This window comes from Dorea sp. AM13-35, from assembly GCF_003473885.1.
In the GTDB taxonomy this organism is placed as follows: Bacteria; Bacillota; Clostridia; order Lachnospirales; family Lachnospiraceae; genus Dorea_D; species Dorea_D hominis.
Genome location: NZ_QUCZ01000005.1, coordinates 40,686 through 57,802, shown reverse-complemented (window position 1 = coordinate 57,802; position 17,117 = coordinate 40,686). Strand labels below are relative to the sequence as shown.

Sequence of the window (17,117 nt, the reverse complement as noted above, 5' to 3'; positions counted from 1 at the left end):
ATACCTCGCTTTTATTTTTTTGTCTCTCTTATCTGATTCTTATCTGATCTTTTTCACTGCTGAAAACGAACCATATATTTTCTTATTTCCTGATTTCTTTAATGCACGCACTTTGTAAGAACCATTCTTCGGCGCATTTTTATACTTGTAAGATGTCTTACCTGTCGTTGTTACTTTCACCCATTTTTTATTCTTGTAACGATAAATTTCATAAGCAGTTGCGCCTTTCACTTTCTTCCACTGCAGCAGAACTGTTTTGGAAGAACGTCTGCATTTTCCCCAGCTTACTTTTGCAAGAGAAGATCTTTTGACCGTTACTGTAAATGTCTTTGCAAGAGACGGCGCGGCTTGCGGCGCTACTTTAATCTTTGTCTTACCTGCTTTCAATCCGGTTACTTTTCCGGACGCTGACACTTTACATACGGACGGTGTATATACCGTATATTTCATTCCGCCTGCAACAAGCGGCACATTTACAAAGCCGTTATATATACTGTAAGAAATGCTTCTGGACGTTCCTTTCTTCATGCTGAAAGAATATAGCGGATTGATATAAAACAGATTTCCGTCCTGCTCTTTCGTTACCTTTACGTTTACATTTGCACTTTTATTCTTATGAGAAGAAGCCGATGCTTTCTGCACTGTGGTCGTTGAAAAATTCTGTACCCAGTAATGCACGCCGTTTACGACAACTGCACCCACGCCGATTCCCGTATAAGCAGACGTAAGAATATTTTTCTTATGTCCCTGCGAATTCATCCATGAAGTCATGGCGCTCTTGCTGCTTGTCTGTCCGGCAGCAATATTCTCGCCCAGCATAATATAACCCTGTTTGCTGTCATAACAAACCGTATTAAAATCTCTTCCTGACGGACGTGTATGGGAAAATGCAATCGCAAGTTCCGCTGCACGAAGCATAGAGCCCTTAATCATCCGCTTATCCATCGTAAGCGTCTTAAGTCCTCTCTTGCTTCTCTCACTGTTTACTCTTTTTACAACATCAAATGCTGCACTGTAATCATATTTCACCTTGACCGGCAGTTTTTCCATCTTCATATAAGAGCCATCATCCATCTTTGCCAGGCCACTTATTCCGGTCATCACTGTGCCTGCCGGAAATGCTTCCGGTCCGATATAAGTGACAGAGGACGGAATCTTTACCTTTTTAATTCCGGTTCCGTAAAATGCTACCCGGTTAATCTTTTCCAGCGCTGATGGGAACGTCACTGATGTCAGTTTTCCACAATTTAAAAATGCCTGAAATGCGATCTCTTTTAATTTCTTTGGAAATATTATCTTTTCCAATGCAGAACATTCTCCGAAACATCCATTTAAAATCTGAGTCACATTATCCGGAATTGTAATCTTCTGTAAAGATGTACAGTATGCAAATGTCAGACTATCCAGTGTGTTTAATGTACTGCCAAGCGATACTTCTGTTAAAGAACTGCATTTATAAAACATTCTATAGGAAAGGCTCTTAATTCCTTTTCCAATCGTCACCGACTGAAGTTCCGTGCAGTTTTCACACAGATATAATCCAAGACTTGTTATGGAACCAGGCAGATTCAACGTTTTTATTTTTGCTCCGGCAAAAGCACCTTCATTAATCGCACTGACCGTCTTTGGAATTAGAATTTCGGAGACATTCGCATTGTTAAATGCATTTTCTCCGATCGTTTTTACGGAACCCGGGATTTGATAGGATTCAGCCTGTTTTCCCATCGGATATAGAACTAACGTTGTCTTCTTCGCCTCAAATAATACACCTTCTGAAGCACTGTATTTCGCATTTCCGGCTGCTACCTGAAATCCCTGTAATCCACTACATCCATAAAATGCAAGTGATGATATATAGTTTACAGATGCCGGAAATGTCATCTGCGTCAATGCACAATTCTGGAATGCATAATCTCCGATCTGTTGCAGTTTTTTCGGAAGTACTAAATCAGCAAATGCACTGCAATCAGCAAATGCTGCTGTCGACAGTGTCGTCAATGCCCCCGGTAATTCTGCACTTGTCAGTTCGCTACATCTGTAAAATGCCGCTTCCCCGATTTTCTTCAATGTTGACGGAAAATCAACTTCTGTCAAATTTGAGAAATTAGCAAACGCCTTTGTACCAATCTCTGTAATTCCATCCTGTAAAATAATTTTACGAGCCTTATTTTTATAAGCGCTCAGCGGATAACTGGTGTCATAATTCCCGACAACTTTTCCTGTTCCGCTGACTGTCAGCGTCTGCGTGGTGTCATCCCAGTCATATGTCATGGAATCTACACTTGCTGCCCGTGTACGAACACCGGCAGCCTTCTTTTTCTTATCTTTCAACACATATTTTCCCGATTTTTCTGTCTGTTTTCCGTTCTGATCCTTTGCAGAATCCTGCAACGTCACACTCTTACTCTCCACGCTGTCAGCAGCTGCCACATTCACCGGCGCAAATACCGTGGACACCGCCACCGCAAACGCCAGGAGCACACCTTCTAATCGTTTCTTTTTCATTTGCTCTCCTCCATCCTACTGCAATGTATTTATAGATAACCTTTTATTATGAACTGTCCCTTCTACTAATTTCATTATTTTCTTTACTGCATACATCTATTATATAATTCCCAATTCAAAAGCCTCCGGCTCCGATATCAGCTTTTCCGCGAATTCCGCATGTCCTTCCTCAGACAAATGCACACCGTCATATAGAAGCGGCAGCTCCCATTTACCGCAATTTATGCATTTAATGCCAAGCTGCTCTGCTAATGCCCCGTACAATTCGCCAATCTTCTGTGATTCTGTCACAATCCGGTCATCCGAAACCCACGAGCCACGCTTCATCATCGGCGGGACAAGCAGACATAATTCTATTTTGCCCTCACTTACTTCCGGCGTTTCCTGTAATCTTTCCAGAAAATGCTTCATTTTCTCTGCAGTCTTTTCTGCCGATGGTTCTGCCGCATTCAGGATATCATTCGTCCCGAGCATAAGAAACAACCATATCGGTGCAGCTTTTTTTGCCCAGGATTTGATCTGTTTGCAAATAAAATCCATCTGTCCTGTCATCTCCGGAATACATCTTCCGCAGATTCCATGATTTTTCACTTTGTATTCTGTTCTGTCATCCAGAATTCCCGTCCATCTTATCTCTTTCGGAAATCTTCCTTCTGTACCCATGCGGGAATCATACCCGAACGTGTTCGAATCTCCGTAACAAATGATCGTTCCTGCCATCTTATTCTCCATACTGCTCCACAAGCCTCTTAATCTCCTGCTTCATCTGTCCTGCCACTTCATCCGGTCCGATGATCTTAATACCCTCGCCAAGCGAGATCACCTAGCCAAGGAACTGCCTGCTGACATGCACCTGTACTTTCACAGAGAAATGCTCCTTATCCACCGGCACCATCATAATATCCTTGCCAAAGCGGTCAATCATAACGCCCGCCAGATGATTTTCCACCAGCATTTTCACATCCTGCTCTTTTCCACCGTACATCCCGAAACTCTTCTTCGCATAATCTGCCATGTCCAGCTTCTTAAAGTGATCTCTGCCCTCCCGACGCTCATCTATCATCCGAAGATTCAGCATCTTATCCACCCGGTAATGCTTGATCATCTGCGCATCTGAATCATAACCAACCAGATAATAGTTCTCATCATCCCAGGACAGACCCCACGGACTGATACGATAATATGCTCCACCATGGCGCAGTTCCATTTCCTTCTTCACATTCCACTGGAAATATTGAAAACAGATCTTTTTATTTTCGGAAATCGCATTATGGATCTCGTCTACAGTATAATAGATACTCTCATTCATCGTCTTGATCCGTCCGGAGACATATACCTGCCTCTGCAATTTCATGGCATCGTATCTGCTGACAAACGTCTCCAGTTTGCGAATCAGATCATTCGTCTTTCTTGCGGTAATGAATTTGGAAGACTGAATCGCATCCACCAGAAGCTTCAGCTCCGGCATCTCAAATGGGCGGTTCACCACATGATAGTGATAACGGTTTCCGACCTGTTCTCCCTCCACATCGATCCCAAATGTCTCCAGATCCCTGAGATCCGCGTAAATGCTCTTACGCTCCGCAGTGATATCGTATTCTTTCAGTGCCTCCATGATCTCCGGCATTGTAATATAATGCTCTTCATCTGTCCGCTCCAGCATGATCTGCGCCAGACGATAGAGTTTGAATTTCTGATTCGTTCCTTTTGGCATTGCGCTCTCTCCCTTGATTCTTTTGTGAAAATGATTTAATCCGGCAACTTATCAGTCATAAAAGCCTCAAAAATATAATCCGGATTTTCACAATAAACGATACTGTTATAATCATCTATTTTATCACTGATAAATGAATGATACACCTCAAAAATTGCATCCACTTCATCTACATTTTTTACTTTCACTACCTGTTTAATCAATCTCTTATACACTCTTCCAATATCCCAGTGTGACGGAATATCATATTGACACGCTCCGACATTATCAAAATCGCCCGGCTCAATCTGGGATTCTTTCATTAACACTCTGCATACTTCTTCCAAATTACTGTTGCCATAAAAATCAGCTAACTCTCCGGCTCTTCCAATTCGTTCCTGCCCTAAAACATCCACGATCACACTTCTTTTATTCTTTGTTTTTCTCGCAATATAATCGATTAGTGCACATATATAAAACAATTTCTTATCTTCTTCACTTTCATCCGCATAAAATGGACCTGTTATCTCAATCATATCTTTTCGTATCATTTCCCTATAATGCTCTTTCGGCTCCTTCTGGTTATACTCCGGTTCTTCCTCTTTCAAGAACGTTCCATAAAATCAGCGTAAGTATTTCTACTTTAATTTTTACAATCCAGATAATGTTCGCATTACCAGATCTACATCTTTGTTTTCAAGTTCCTGAATAATGTGTAAATACGTTTTCTGTGTTGTTGTCATGCTGGCATGTCCAAGTCTTCGAGCAACACTCGCTATTGAAACACCTGCAAATAGCAATAGCGAGGCATGGGTGTGTCTTAAGCCATGAATCGAAATCTCCGATATCCCGCATTCTCTGCAATGTCTGGTTAATGCATCATTCACTGTAGAATTATATATTTTCGATTCACCTACAAAGATCGGCTGATCTTCCGGCAGTCCTTTAATCAACTCTGAAAATTTTACAACAATCTGCCAGTCAATCTGGATTTTTCTAACCGAAGATTTATTCTTTGTTGGCAGGAAACCACCTTCGCCCTTGTAGTCCCATGTTTTACTGATAGATAATGTCTGTCTTGCAAAATCAAAATCTCCCGGCGTAATCGCAAGTGCTTCTGAAAAACGCATTCCTGTTTTCGCGACCAGTAAAATAAACCAGTCCCAATTCGGTTCTTCTTTGAGATCCAGATCAGAAATCAAAGTATGTAACTCGAATTGACTTAAATATTTAATCTTTTTGACTCTCGGCGTTTTCCCTTTAATGATTGCTTTTCTGGTTGGATCTCTTTCAATCAGACCATCGTCAACCGCATCTAAAATCGCTCCCTTTAACTGATGGTGAAAATCCAATGTTGTCTGGCGCTCGTGTTCTTTTGCGTATGCATTCAATAATTGCTGATATGCTGTTCTGTTCAGCTCCGCAACTTTTAACTCCGGCATAAGCTTCTCTACCCATCTCTGTGTCATACGGTATTTTGCCATAGTCGCTTCCCGGATTGCGCCTTTCTTGTAAATATCAATCCATTGCTGAAAATATTCACTGAAAAGCAATGTCCTGTTCATATCATTTATCATAAGCCTTTTCCTTTCCCGAAATAACTCACGCTGATATAAACATAAAACTACACCTTCACCTTGCTTTACAATGGATTAATTAAAGGCTTAATTTCGGTATCTAAGACCTCTTTTAATTCATCCATACACATCTTATAGTATTTGAACTTCGGAACCGCTTTTTCTGCATTTGCCTTATAACATGTATAATCAATTGTAGCTTTTATAACACCTTCATTCGGTATCTCATCGTTTCTGTAATGCATGGCAGCATACATAACATCATCAGGTTCCGCATACCACTTCTCACAAAAGTCAGAAATCCTGTTTTCAATGTATTTCTGCTTTGTTGTTTCTACTATGTTCAAAATCGAATGTCCTTTATACCTGTCTGCGTCCACTTCAATCTCTGAAACCAGATTTGACATAATATCTGCCATCTTCGGATTACCATTTCGTAATTCTGCTATATATTGCTTAACTTCATCTATCTGCTTCTGTCTTTCCTCTGGTGAAATATCCTCTTCATCTTCTCCCGGTGATACAATATTCTGAATCAAATTGATAATGTACTCATAATCAATTTTCGTATTACTGTATGCCATCAGCTCATACTCTGAATCTAAGTCTGACGTTTCCTCTTCATCTTCTCCGCCATCATTTCCTTCTTCTTTTTCTCTTTTTATCTCTTCTATTACATTTTTATAATGCGCTACATAATCTTCGTACTCTTCTTCTGTAATATCATATTCTTCCAACAGCTTGTCACTGTAATTTGAAAACGATTTAAGCTGTGCAAATAACCGGTCAAATGTCTGAAATATTTTTGCAAATACTTTCTTTTCAGCCAATGACATTCCCGGTATAGCTGTCGGCGCTCCTGCTGCAATACGAAGCGCTTTCAGCGCTGTACGGAATGCCTTTTCCACCTCGTCCCATTCTGCCAGAATAGAATCATTTGTACCACCTGCGGAATACAATTTTACTGCGTTATCTACACTCTCTTTGAAAAGCTTCGGAGCCTGAAATGTAACAATCTGTCCATATGTTTTATTCTTATCGAAAATACGATTTGTTCGCGAAAATGCCTGTATCAGATCATGCGGTCCCATAGGTTGTCTGTCAATAAACATCGTAGACATACAAGGGGCATCAAATCCTGTCAGCAATCGATCAACTACAATTACCAGATCCAATTGTTCATGTCGTCTCTTAAATTTAGGATCTTTTCTCGCAAGCCTTTTATTCAGATTGCCATTGTAAGACTGGATCTGTGCCAGATCAAATTTTGTCCCAAACATATTGTTATAATCATCCAACGATTTCTGCATCTTCTGCTGATTTACCTGTGAACCTTCTTCATTTTCCGTCACAGAATATGTAATTGCAAATTTCGGAAAATCAGGAAGTACCTGCCGGATCTTTTCATCAATCCGCAATGGAGTATTTCCTTCTTTTACTTTCGTTAATAATTCATAATACTTCTGCGCCAGAGGAATCGAACTTGTTGTCAGCAATGCCTCATACGTCTTACCTTTTCCATTCTGGAATCCCAATTTATGATAGGACTTGTTCAAAATCACATCCAGAACTTTTAACATATGTGCTTCATTATCATACAATTTACTATCTGTTTCATCAGACATCGTCTTCGGTCCATTATGCTCTACCTGAAAGCCAAGAACCGCATTATCATGGATTGCATTTTGTATCGTATATCTGTGTAAACGTTCTCCGTATAATTCGTCTGTTGTGCGCGGCAGATCACCCATCTTCGGATAAGGATTTTCTGAAAATCTTGGTGTTCCAGTGAAGCCATACCATAATGATTTTCCAAAAAATCTCTCCAGTTCTCTCTTCGTTCCCGGTGTAACTGCTCTGTGACACTCATCTACTACAAATGCAATCCTCAGATTTTTAATCTTGTTATATTCCGGCGTTCCTTCCTGCAATCTCTTTGTAATTAATCGTTGCAGCTTTTGGATGGTTGTAACGATTACCTGCCGGTCTTCTGATTTTAATTTTTTCTTCAAATCATTTACATTGTCTGTCTCATTTACGTCGATCAGATCATTGTTGGCATATGCCTGAAATGCCATTGTTGTCTGTGTATCCAGATCCTTTCGGTCAATTAAGAAAATCGTTTTATCCAAAGACGGAATGTCCATCAGCAGGTTACGGGTTGCCTTATACGAAGTCAACGTCTTACCTGAACCCGTTGTATGCCAGACATAACCAGACTTCCCTGTCTTGGAAGCCTCTCGTATTGCTTCAATCGCATGAATCTGATACGGCCGCAATAATATTAATCGTTTCGCATCTTCATCTAATACCGTATATCTCGCAATCATCTCATGCGCTTCCGGGATGCGCAGTACACTCTTTGCGAACTCAATATAATCAGATACCGGATTATTATCCTGATCCAGCCATCCACTGATAAATTTTTCATTTAATTCCGTGTCGCTTGCTGCAGAAAAATACTTTGTATTTACGCCATTGCTGATTACAAACATCTGTACCGCAGAGAAAATTCCAGTAAACTTCCCTTCTCCGATATATTTCTTAATCTGCCAGAATCCATCCATATAAGAATGCTGCTTATTCTTTAATTCTATATGAATCATCGGAAGTCCATTAATCATCAGCGTTACATCAAATCTGCGATTACGTCCGTCTTCCTCTGTCTTCAATGCACTGTATTGATTAATCACCTCATACACACTGCTTCCCCCTGCAATATGCTCGTGATTCATCACTACGAGATGTAATCTCTTCGTATCTCTCTGCACATGTACCTGAACCTTACCGTTCTCTCCAACAAGCCATTCTCCCGCTTTATAGAAGGATGAAAACTGCAACTGGTTCTTCACCTGTTCAAACTCGGTATCTGTTAAAGGCTCTCCATCCAATCGCTCCTTATTATTCTGTTCCAGAATATACCGGAAATTCGCCCACAAATCCTCTTCCGTCTTCAAATCCGGTCGATATGTCCACTGCGAATCTCCATATACCAGTTGTTCAATTAACTTTTGTTCTATCATTGACTCTAATTCAGGCATAATTTTTGTCTCCTTTGTGATTCTATGTATCTAATATACATTATTTATTTTATACTTACACTGATTTCAAGTGTTTTTTGACCCTTTTTTACGTTTGTCCTGCTTACGAAGGTGAAGAGTGATGAGGTTATCGAGAGAATCAAAATATTGACCTATTTTCTTTTGCTCATCTACACTTGGTATTCTTACTTCAATCTTCATGAAATCTGTTTCATGAATTTTCCATTGTCCATAGACGACCCCCTGGCGCCATCTAACCATTTCATTTATAAAATCTTTTCTAAGAAATCTTCGTCCAAGGAAATCCAATTCAGCTTTTCCTGTTGGCTTAAATATGCTATAAACTGGTGAAATACAAGCATTTCCGTATTTATTCAGTCCTATTGAACCAGTCTCTAAATTATTTGAGCTATATATAAAATCTCCAAATTCTGTTCTTTTATATTTTTTTCCTGTTTCATCATTTACTAAAGCACTACGGTCATATCGCTCTCCTTTTGGTGCCACTCCCTGATTAGCAATAAATGCCATCAAAGGATAGTCCTCACTCATAGGAGCTTGTTCGTTACGTTCTTCAAGCAATTCTCCAACCTTACGCTGTTCCCAAACGTTTTTTGTTCTTCATCTACTCGTCATACACTTGCGTTGGTGAAGAGTGATGAGGTGGTCGAGAGACTCAAAATACTCCCCAATTTTTTGCTGCTCCTCTAAAGTCGGATATGGAATTGGCATTTCCATAAACTGTGTTGACGAAATCGTAAATCTGTCAAATCGAGCACCTGAATCTCCGTTTAGTTTCATGAAGCGATGCCACCTCGTAGTTTTGAAATAAAATTCCAAATACAAATTATCTATATCATGAGTTCTAAATACCGTATAAAGTGGCGACATTACGCCATTTCTACCAAGTCTGTTACGATTTATCGGTCCAACAGGAGCCGTTACAGAAATTCTTGGATTATAAATAAAGTCATCATTCCTGACAATATAATAACCATTCAGATTTTCATTGTTTACAATCTCTCTATCAAAATAATCCTTCTGGCTAATGATTCCCTGTTCTGCTGAGTTTGTAAACGGCTCTGAAAATTCATTATTTTTATTCTTCTCTGATACCTTATCGGCAATCTCGTTTAACTTACGCTGTTCCCAAACGTTTTTTGTTCTTCATCTACTCGTCATACACTTGCACTGGTGAAGAGTGATGAGATAGTCGAGGTTTCTAAAATAATCACCAATCTTTCCCTGTTCTTTCACTGATTTAGGATAAACAATATCGGTATCCTGCATAGCAGCTTTTGAAATTGATGTAACCTTAATTCCCTGCATCAAAGGTAGCAACTGATTATGATAAGCACTGGAGTTTAGATAATATCCCAAGTACCCAGAAGCAAATTTTTCTATCGGTCTGTATGGAATAGTATGTAATCCAGACAACACGACTTCATCATCCAATCCGGCTATTTCACTGCATTTTCCAACAGTTGAGTCCTCAGCAGTATCGGCAATAATTACATCTCCATTTTGCAAAAATGATGATTTATATTTTGATAACACGCTCTCATCTGAAATCATTGGAAGCTTCTCTTTGCTTACATCCAAGACTTCTCCAAACTTGATCAGTACATCACCATAGTGAACGTTCTTTGCAACTCCTGCCTCAGTCGATAACTCAGCTCTGGAAAGTGTATTATTCTGCAAGCCAATTAGTATATCTCCCAACTTACGCTGTTCCCACCCATCTATTTTAATTCGCAAAAACTTGCCTACTTACGCTTTATCGCAGTATGTAACACTATTATCACCTATATCACAATACATACGATTATTCTAAATTCAATCGCTCTCGCACCATCATCAGTGTATATCCAAGCAAATTTTCTCCTCTCCACTTGCTCTTGTCGTATCTATTTTCATCTTTCATAGACAATCCAATACCCCAGATTCGATCTTTCACTGCACATTCTGCTAATATCACATTCCCAGTATTTACAAGGTTATCTTTCAGCTCGTCATTCTGTGAAAACTTTGCAAGCAATCCTTCGTATACAATAACCTGTCTTACTCCATTCCAATAGTTTTCATCATAATCTTTTACTGCACGTCCTAACGCTTTGATCTCTGCTACATCTTTCGTGTCGAGTATCTGCTCTGCAATGCATTCATCTTGAAAACAAATTGCTTTCCGATACATCATAAACTGTTCCATGGACGAAAAATGAACACCATCAACTATAAAATTAGACGGATACCAATTACTTAAGTATCCGTTCTCTTCATCTGGATTGTGAAAGCAAATAATCTGCATTACACTTCACCTACTTTTTTTACTGCCAGATCCAGTTCCAGATCATGAAGCCCAGAATACGCCTTTTCCAAAAAGTCTACTGGAATCTTCTGAATAACTTCTGAACTCGGCATATTGTAATACCATTGATAATACGCATAAAACTCGCCAATCCAATCCGGCATAAAACCATCAAGACCTTTTCCAGCTTCCAATTTATACTGATCTGTTTTTTGAAAATAATTCCATAATTCCTTATAATCCATCGTATTTACATATGCCTGCGATTCATCAATACTTTTTCTTGTCTTACTTTTCATATAAAAGTTGATAAATTCTTCTGTATCTTTATCAGGAAAATTCTGCGCCACATAATCAAACAACTTTCCCTGATTTTCTACAACATCATTCAAATACTCTTCTGCATATGCCTTCATTGTCATCTCTCCTAAAATAATGTACTAAATACATTTGTTACTTTATTTGCATCAGAATCTACTAATTCTCGCATCTTTCGTCTTGCCGTTATATCACGTTCATTATACTTTTGGCTATATTCCTTGTAATCAACCGGCAGTAACTTTTCTTCTACTTCCTGCAATTTAGAATATGCCCGCTCAGATTTAATACAATATTGAATGCCAAGACCGCCCAATGAAAGCAACTCCGGTAATATTTCAAGATCAATATTGTCTCTTACAAACTCTTTTGCGATATAAAAGTAAGAAGCGTTTGCTCTCCAACCTTTTATAACATCATAATCACTTGCATCCACACCATATTTTTCAATAAACTTTGCTGCCAACATACGATAACGCTTAGAATCTGCTGCATCTCTATGTTTCATCAATTCTGCAAGCCACGCCAACACATCTTTTTCTTGAAAATCTAATATTTTCAGACCTTCTGTGCCCAATTCATATTGATGAACCCAGCCATTTTTCTCATTCGGTCTGCAAACAGCCCATTCCTTAGCAAGATCTATATTGTCCGTTAAGTAAAATCCAATTCCATAATCATGTCTTTTCTCACCAAGTCCATATGTCGGAACTACAATTTTATCAGGTGTTCCATGAAATAAAGTTATTTTTCCCATTTTCTCGCCCTTTTCCTTAAACAAACATGTTTTGTAACATAAATTTCTTAACTTCTTTTAGTTCATCACACTTGCGCTGGTGAAGAGTGATGAGTGCTTCTAACTCTATAAAATACTTTCCAATCTTTTTTTGTTCTTCTATATCTTGTGGTATCATCAGCCTTGTTGCAAAAAAATCTGCCGGCGCAATATTCAAAAGTCCATGATTTCTCGCTCCTTCTGCAGCAATCTCATGAATACCTTTATGCCACAGATTTGTGCTGTAATACGATACCAAGAAATCGGAATCTACGGGATTATTTTCTTTTATTCCAAATATGATATAAAGTGTTGATAATACGCCATTTTCATAACGATCCAGCCTTTTAATAGCTCCCCAAGGTGCATCTGTTGAAGTGCTTTTATTATAAGCGAACTCTCCATTCTCAATCAGGTAGTAACCACTGACATCTTTACTAGCAACTCTCTTATCAAAGAATTCATTTTGATCAATAAGTCCATATTGAGCTGATATTGTAAGTGGTAACTCTGAGACTAAATCTTGATTTTTTCTTGTAACACGATCGACTAAATCTCCCAACTTACGCTGTTCCCAATCTTCCGTAAATCCTTCAAATCTTATCTGTGGAACTTTTTCACCATCTTGTGGAAACATTTTTTGAAGCATATATTTTTTTAATGTTTTTGTCTGCTCACACTTACGTTGGTGAAGAGTGATGAGATGGTCAATGTTGCGGAAATATGTTCCGATTTTGGTCTGTTCTTCCTTTTTGGGAACTTCAATTTCAAATTCTGCATATTCCTGTGCATTTACTCCGGGCTGTCCAGAACGTTGAGAAGTCACAGCAATATACTTGTTATATCTATCTGTCAAAGTATTCTGAAATACAAATTCCGCATCATATTCTTCTTTAATTCTTGCTCGAATCAAGAATCCTGCATAGTAAACTAATCCATCTGAATTCCTGTAAATATAAGATTTTCCGACACTTGCACCTGTTCTTGCAAATAAAATATCTCCTTCAGTTAGTTTATAATTATCTGCACCAGTTAAATCAATATCTGGGGAAGTGAGATTGTCTGTTAAAAACTCATGTGTGTTATCGTCAATATCTGTAATTCTAATATATTTATTTTCTCCATCATATTCTTTCGCTGCTGCATTCAATCCGTATTCAAAAGATGATGCAATATCCCCTAACTTACGCTGTTCCCAATCTTCTGTATACCCATTAAATCTAATCTTTGGTTTTGCCATATCCATCACCCCTCAATCTTTACAATCAGGTCGTTCAGTGATGACATAATTGTCTCATCATTCGAAGTTAAATCCTTAAGAAGTGATAAAAACTCTCCCTGCACCTGTTCCAGTTCTTCATCTGTCTTCTTCATATCTGTTAAAAGTGCATTCAGATCTACATCTTCTTCTTTTTCAAAAGTATCTACATAACGCGGAATATTCAGGTTAAAATCATTCTTTTCGATATCTTCAAAGCTTGCAAGAAATGCCTCTTTTTCTACCGTCTCTCTATTGGAATATAACTCCAACACTTCATCGATATGATCATCTGTCATGGCATTCTGTTTCTTTCCTTTTTCAAACTTCTTAGATGCATCTATAAAAAGGACATCTCTGCCATCTCTGTGCTTTTTCAATACGATAATACAAGTCGGAATAGATGTATTGTAAAAGAGATTTGCAGGCAACCCAATAACTGCATAGATATTACCTGAGCGAAGTAATTTTTCTCTTATTTTCCCTTCTGCTGCCCCTCTGAACAACACACCATGAGGCAGTACAATCGCCATTGTTCCATTACTCTTCAAATGATACAATCCATGAAGCAAGAATGCATAATCTGCTTTTGACTTTGGTGCTAACACGCCATAGTCGCTGAATCTTTCATCCTGTAAGAAACCTGCTGCCGCACTCCATTTTGCTGAATACGGAGGATTCATAAGTACCATATGGAAATCTGTCTCTTCTCCGGTAGGCCAGTCTCCATCCAGAGTATCACCATTCCGAAGGTTCTGATTCTCCGGTGTGATACCATGTAAGAACATATTCATTCTTGCGAGATTGTAAGTTGAAGTATTCAACTCCTGTCCGTAGTATTTGATATATTCCGGCTCTTTCGCATATTTCTTTGCATTTAACAATAATGAGCCTGATCCCATACACGGATCATATACGGAAAGTCCTTTTCTGTCTTCCTGACCGGCGATCGCAATTTTCGTCAAGATCTTTGATACTGCCTGCGGTGTATAGAACTCTCCGGCTTTTTTTCCTGTCTCTGACGCAAACTGTCCAATCAGATATTCATATGCATTCCCAAGAATCTCTGCATCGGAATTTAACAAGTCTGCTTTGTCAATTTCTTTAATCAGATTTGCGATAGTGTCACTTTGCTTCTGATCTCCGTTTCCTAAACGATTGGAATACAGATCAATATCTGTAAAAAGGTCCGCAAATATTAGATCACTCTGTTCGATATTGTTGAATCCTTTCTGCAACTGTTCTCTGTTGAATGCATTATTTTTCGCTGCATCTGCAAAGCTGGTATAAGTTAAGTCCGGCTCAATAATGTAATGACATTCGTCTTTCAGTTCCTCTTTTAACTCTTCCGCACTCTCATCCTCTAATGCTTCTATATATGCATCTAATGCGGCTTTCATCGTCTCTGGTCTTTCATCATAAAGCAGATCATATACTTTGATCAAAAATGCATCTGACAAATATTTGTAAAATACAATTCCTAACAGATAATTTTTATATTCGTTTGCATCCATCTTTGAGCGGAGAATATCCGCTCCGCTCCATAACACACTGATTAAATCTTTACTGTTTTCTACCTCCGCCATCTATCTTTCCTCCATCTTTATTTATCGCTTATACATCCAGTTCTGGAAGTCGCTCTTCCGTCTCGCATAATGCTTCGCTTTCTTCTCATACATCCGCTGGTCTGCGAGCTTCGCAATCTCACAGACAGACTTCCACTGCCGTTCATCACTCCAGACTGCTCCGCAGGAGACACTCATATGTGGCACTGTGTCACCGGACCAGTTATCCACAAGCAAATCAAAATTCTGCTTAATAATCCCAAACTGTTCCTCATCTGTAAACAGGATTGTGACAAATTCATCACCGCCGATACGGTAGACTTTTCCATAATCTTCAAAGCTCTGTTTCATGCAGCCTGCAACACCGCAGAGCAACTCATCTCCGGCGGCATGTCCCAGCCGGTCATTGACCGCTTTCAGACCATTTACATCCGCGGACAGATACAGGAATTTCTTATCTGCTGTCAGTTTCTTTATATCCTGCTCATAGGCACGCCGGTTATAGCATCTTGTCAGCTCGTCTGTAGTGGATGACCGGAGCAGCTGCTCTTCTTTCCGTTTTTCATATTCAATACTTCGCACCGCAAATATTACACTCACCGGACGTTGTTCTTCATCCTGCTGAATCGCAATAAACGACGCTTGGAACCAGCCAAGCGTTGTTCCTATAAAATCTCCGGCTATATATTTCTCTCCTTCCATTCGTTCAGGAAGTGTATGCAGATCTACAAATTCTCCTGCTGCCTCCCGGTACTCTTCTGCGGTTCTATTTTCCAGAAGCGCACGCAGACGCACATCTGCATCTTCATAATAACTTCCTTCTATATTTTCTTCACCGATTTCAGCTCCGCCATAACGCATGATCTTATTTTCCCTAAGTTTGATCACATACATACTGTGGTTGCGCCCTGCCATCGTTGCCAGCACTGCATACTGCTCTTCCTTTTCCCTGTTTATTCTCAATACTCTTGCGATCATAATCAGAAGTATAATCGTTGCAATAAGCAGATACAACATCACACTCAGCATTGCCACTGCATTACTTCCGTTAAGATGTGTCATATCGTATACCACTCCGACTGTATAGCCGTCGATATTCCGTGAAACACTTCTGCTCTTGCTGATTTTTAACTGTTTCAGTTTATTGCCAATCTTTCTGGAATCCGTTGCACCATAAATCTTTCCGCTTTTTCTGTCTGCTACATAGATGTCGATTCCTTCATACACCGGCATATTGCTGACAACGGATTTTATTTCATTTCGTTTCAGTTTTTCCAGAAGACGCACCGGCTCTACACCTACCTGGATCATACGGGTTCCTGCATCATTCCATGTGATCGCATACATCATCTTCTTTCCTTCTGATGTATTCGGTGTCACATCCTGACACATCGTAAGCTTTTTATTTTTCAACATTGGTTTAAAATATGCGATCTGCTTGCCGGAGCTGAAATTATATCCGTAGTATTTCGGCACCGTTCCGCTGTAAACCTTACCGCTCTTATCAAACAGATGCACTTCATCGACAGACATCAGCTTCGCGATCTTCTGTAGTTCCGGCACATCATGCTCTATCTTCTCATTTGCATCCAGAATATATGCTACCGCCTTTGCCCGCACCATATAATCTTCCTTCAACGACTGGATCATCTCTTTTTCGTCATCTGTATTTCTCTCAATGATCCCTGCCACCTGATCCAGCAGAACTTCTGACGTATTCCTTATGTTCCGGTTATTTACATAATCGAGAAGCCGGTCTTCCAGAAATAGCGCCGATATCAGGATAAAAATAATCAGGCAAATCACTTTCATCCATTTTCTTTTTTCCACTTGCTTTTTTCCAAATCCCATACTCTAACTTTCCATCCGTTATCTTTATTGTCGGTCTTTTGTATATTTTGTGATCACAGGTTCTTACATTCTCCATTGTCATAGCAAAAAGTAATTAATCTTCACAAACTAAGTCACTTTTATTATAGCATAATTATTGTTATAGTCATAAAAAAGAGGTCAGATAATTTCTTGAATATCTTGCTAATATATAGAAACGAGGTCCTTTACTTTACGTAAAGAACCC

12 protein-coding genes and 3 pseudogenes are annotated in these 17,117 nt (G+C 39.3%); all 15 read right to left on the bottom strand.

Going from position 1 to position 17,117, the window contains the following annotated elements; translation table 11 throughout:
* Window positions 1–39: 39 nt before the first annotated feature.
* The gene (locus DW152_RS06995) at window positions 40–2,505 is read right to left on the bottom strand and encodes a leucine-rich repeat protein (protein ID WP_118288269.1); all 2,466 of its coding nucleotides are present in this window, start codon (window positions 2,503–2,505) and stop codon (window positions 40–42) included.
* Window positions 2,506–2,604: 99 nt separating this feature from the next.
* A complete protein-coding gene (locus tag DW152_RS06990) occupies window positions 2,605–3,237 on the bottom strand; it encodes a GDSL-type esterase/lipase family protein (RefSeq protein WP_118288268.1) in 633 nt (210 codons plus the stop codon).
* A pseudogene (locus tag DW152_RS06985) lies at window positions 3,227–4,219 on the bottom strand (helix-turn-helix transcriptional regulator). Before DW152_RS06985 ends, DW152_RS06990 begins: the two are co-directional and overlap by 11 nt.
* A 35-nt stretch (window positions 4,220–4,254) precedes the next feature.
* Window positions 4,255–4,749, bottom strand: a complete 495-nt coding sequence (locus DW152_RS06980; RefSeq protein ID WP_243059847.1) for a hypothetical protein — start codon at window positions 4,747–4,749, stop codon at window positions 4,255–4,257.
* A gap of 99 nt (window positions 4,750–4,848) precedes the next feature.
* Entirely contained in the window at window positions 4,849–5,775 is a 927-nt protein-coding gene (locus DW152_RS06975) for a site-specific integrase (RefSeq protein WP_118288267.1), read from the bottom strand.
* 65 nt (window positions 5,776–5,840) lie between these two features.
* A complete protein-coding gene (locus tag DW152_RS06970) occupies window positions 5,841–8,816 on the bottom strand; it encodes a type I restriction endonuclease subunit R (protein ID WP_118288266.1) in 2,976 nt (991 codons plus the stop codon).
* A 66-nt stretch (window positions 8,817–8,882) separates the two neighbouring features.
* Window positions 8,883–9,410, bottom strand: a pseudogene (locus tag DW152_RS06965) (restriction endonuclease subunit S); the annotation flags it as partial.
* 27 nt (window positions 9,411–9,437) lie between these two features.
* Window positions 9,438–9,956 (bottom strand): annotated as a pseudogene (locus DW152_RS13815) (restriction endonuclease subunit S); the annotation flags it as partial.
* Between the two features lie 27 nt (window positions 9,957–9,983).
* Window positions 9,984–10,574, bottom strand: coding sequence for a restriction endonuclease subunit S (locus DW152_RS06955; protein WP_118288263.1), 591 nt, complete (start codon window positions 10,572–10,574; stop codon window positions 9,984–9,986).
* A gap of 67 nt (window positions 10,575–10,641) precedes the next feature.
* Complete coding sequence (locus DW152_RS06950) at window positions 10,642–11,124, bottom strand: NADAR family protein (RefSeq protein WP_118288262.1); 483 nt, start codon at window positions 11,122–11,124, stop codon at window positions 10,642–10,644.
* Window positions 11,124–11,540: a hypothetical protein gene (locus DW152_RS06945; RefSeq protein ID WP_186855653.1), complete on the bottom strand. Its 417-nt coding sequence runs from the start codon at window positions 11,538–11,540 to the stop codon at window positions 11,124–11,126. Before DW152_RS06945 ends, DW152_RS06950 begins: the two co-directional genes overlap by 1 nt.
* Window positions 11,541–11,551: 11 nt before the next feature.
* A complete protein-coding gene (locus tag DW152_RS06940; RefSeq protein WP_118288260.1) occupies window positions 11,552–12,199 on the bottom strand; it encodes a DUF3990 domain-containing protein in 648 nt (215 codons plus the stop codon).
* 16 nt (window positions 12,200–12,215) lie between these two features.
* Complete coding sequence (locus DW152_RS13465; protein WP_243059844.1) at window positions 12,216–13,457, bottom strand: restriction endonuclease subunit S; 1,242 nt, start codon at window positions 13,455–13,457, stop codon at window positions 12,216–12,218.
* A 5-nt stretch (window positions 13,458–13,462) separates the two neighbouring features.
* Complete coding sequence (locus tag DW152_RS06930; protein WP_118288258.1) at window positions 13,463–15,061, bottom strand: type I restriction-modification system subunit M; 1,599 nt, start codon at window positions 15,059–15,061, stop codon at window positions 13,463–13,465.
* A 21-nt stretch (window positions 15,062–15,082) separates the two neighbouring features.
* Window positions 15,083–16,891, bottom strand: a complete 1,809-nt coding sequence (locus DW152_RS06925; protein WP_118288257.1) for a GGDEF domain-containing protein — start codon at window positions 16,889–16,891, stop codon at window positions 15,083–15,085.
* Between the last annotated feature and the right edge of the window lie 226 nt (window positions 16,892–17,117).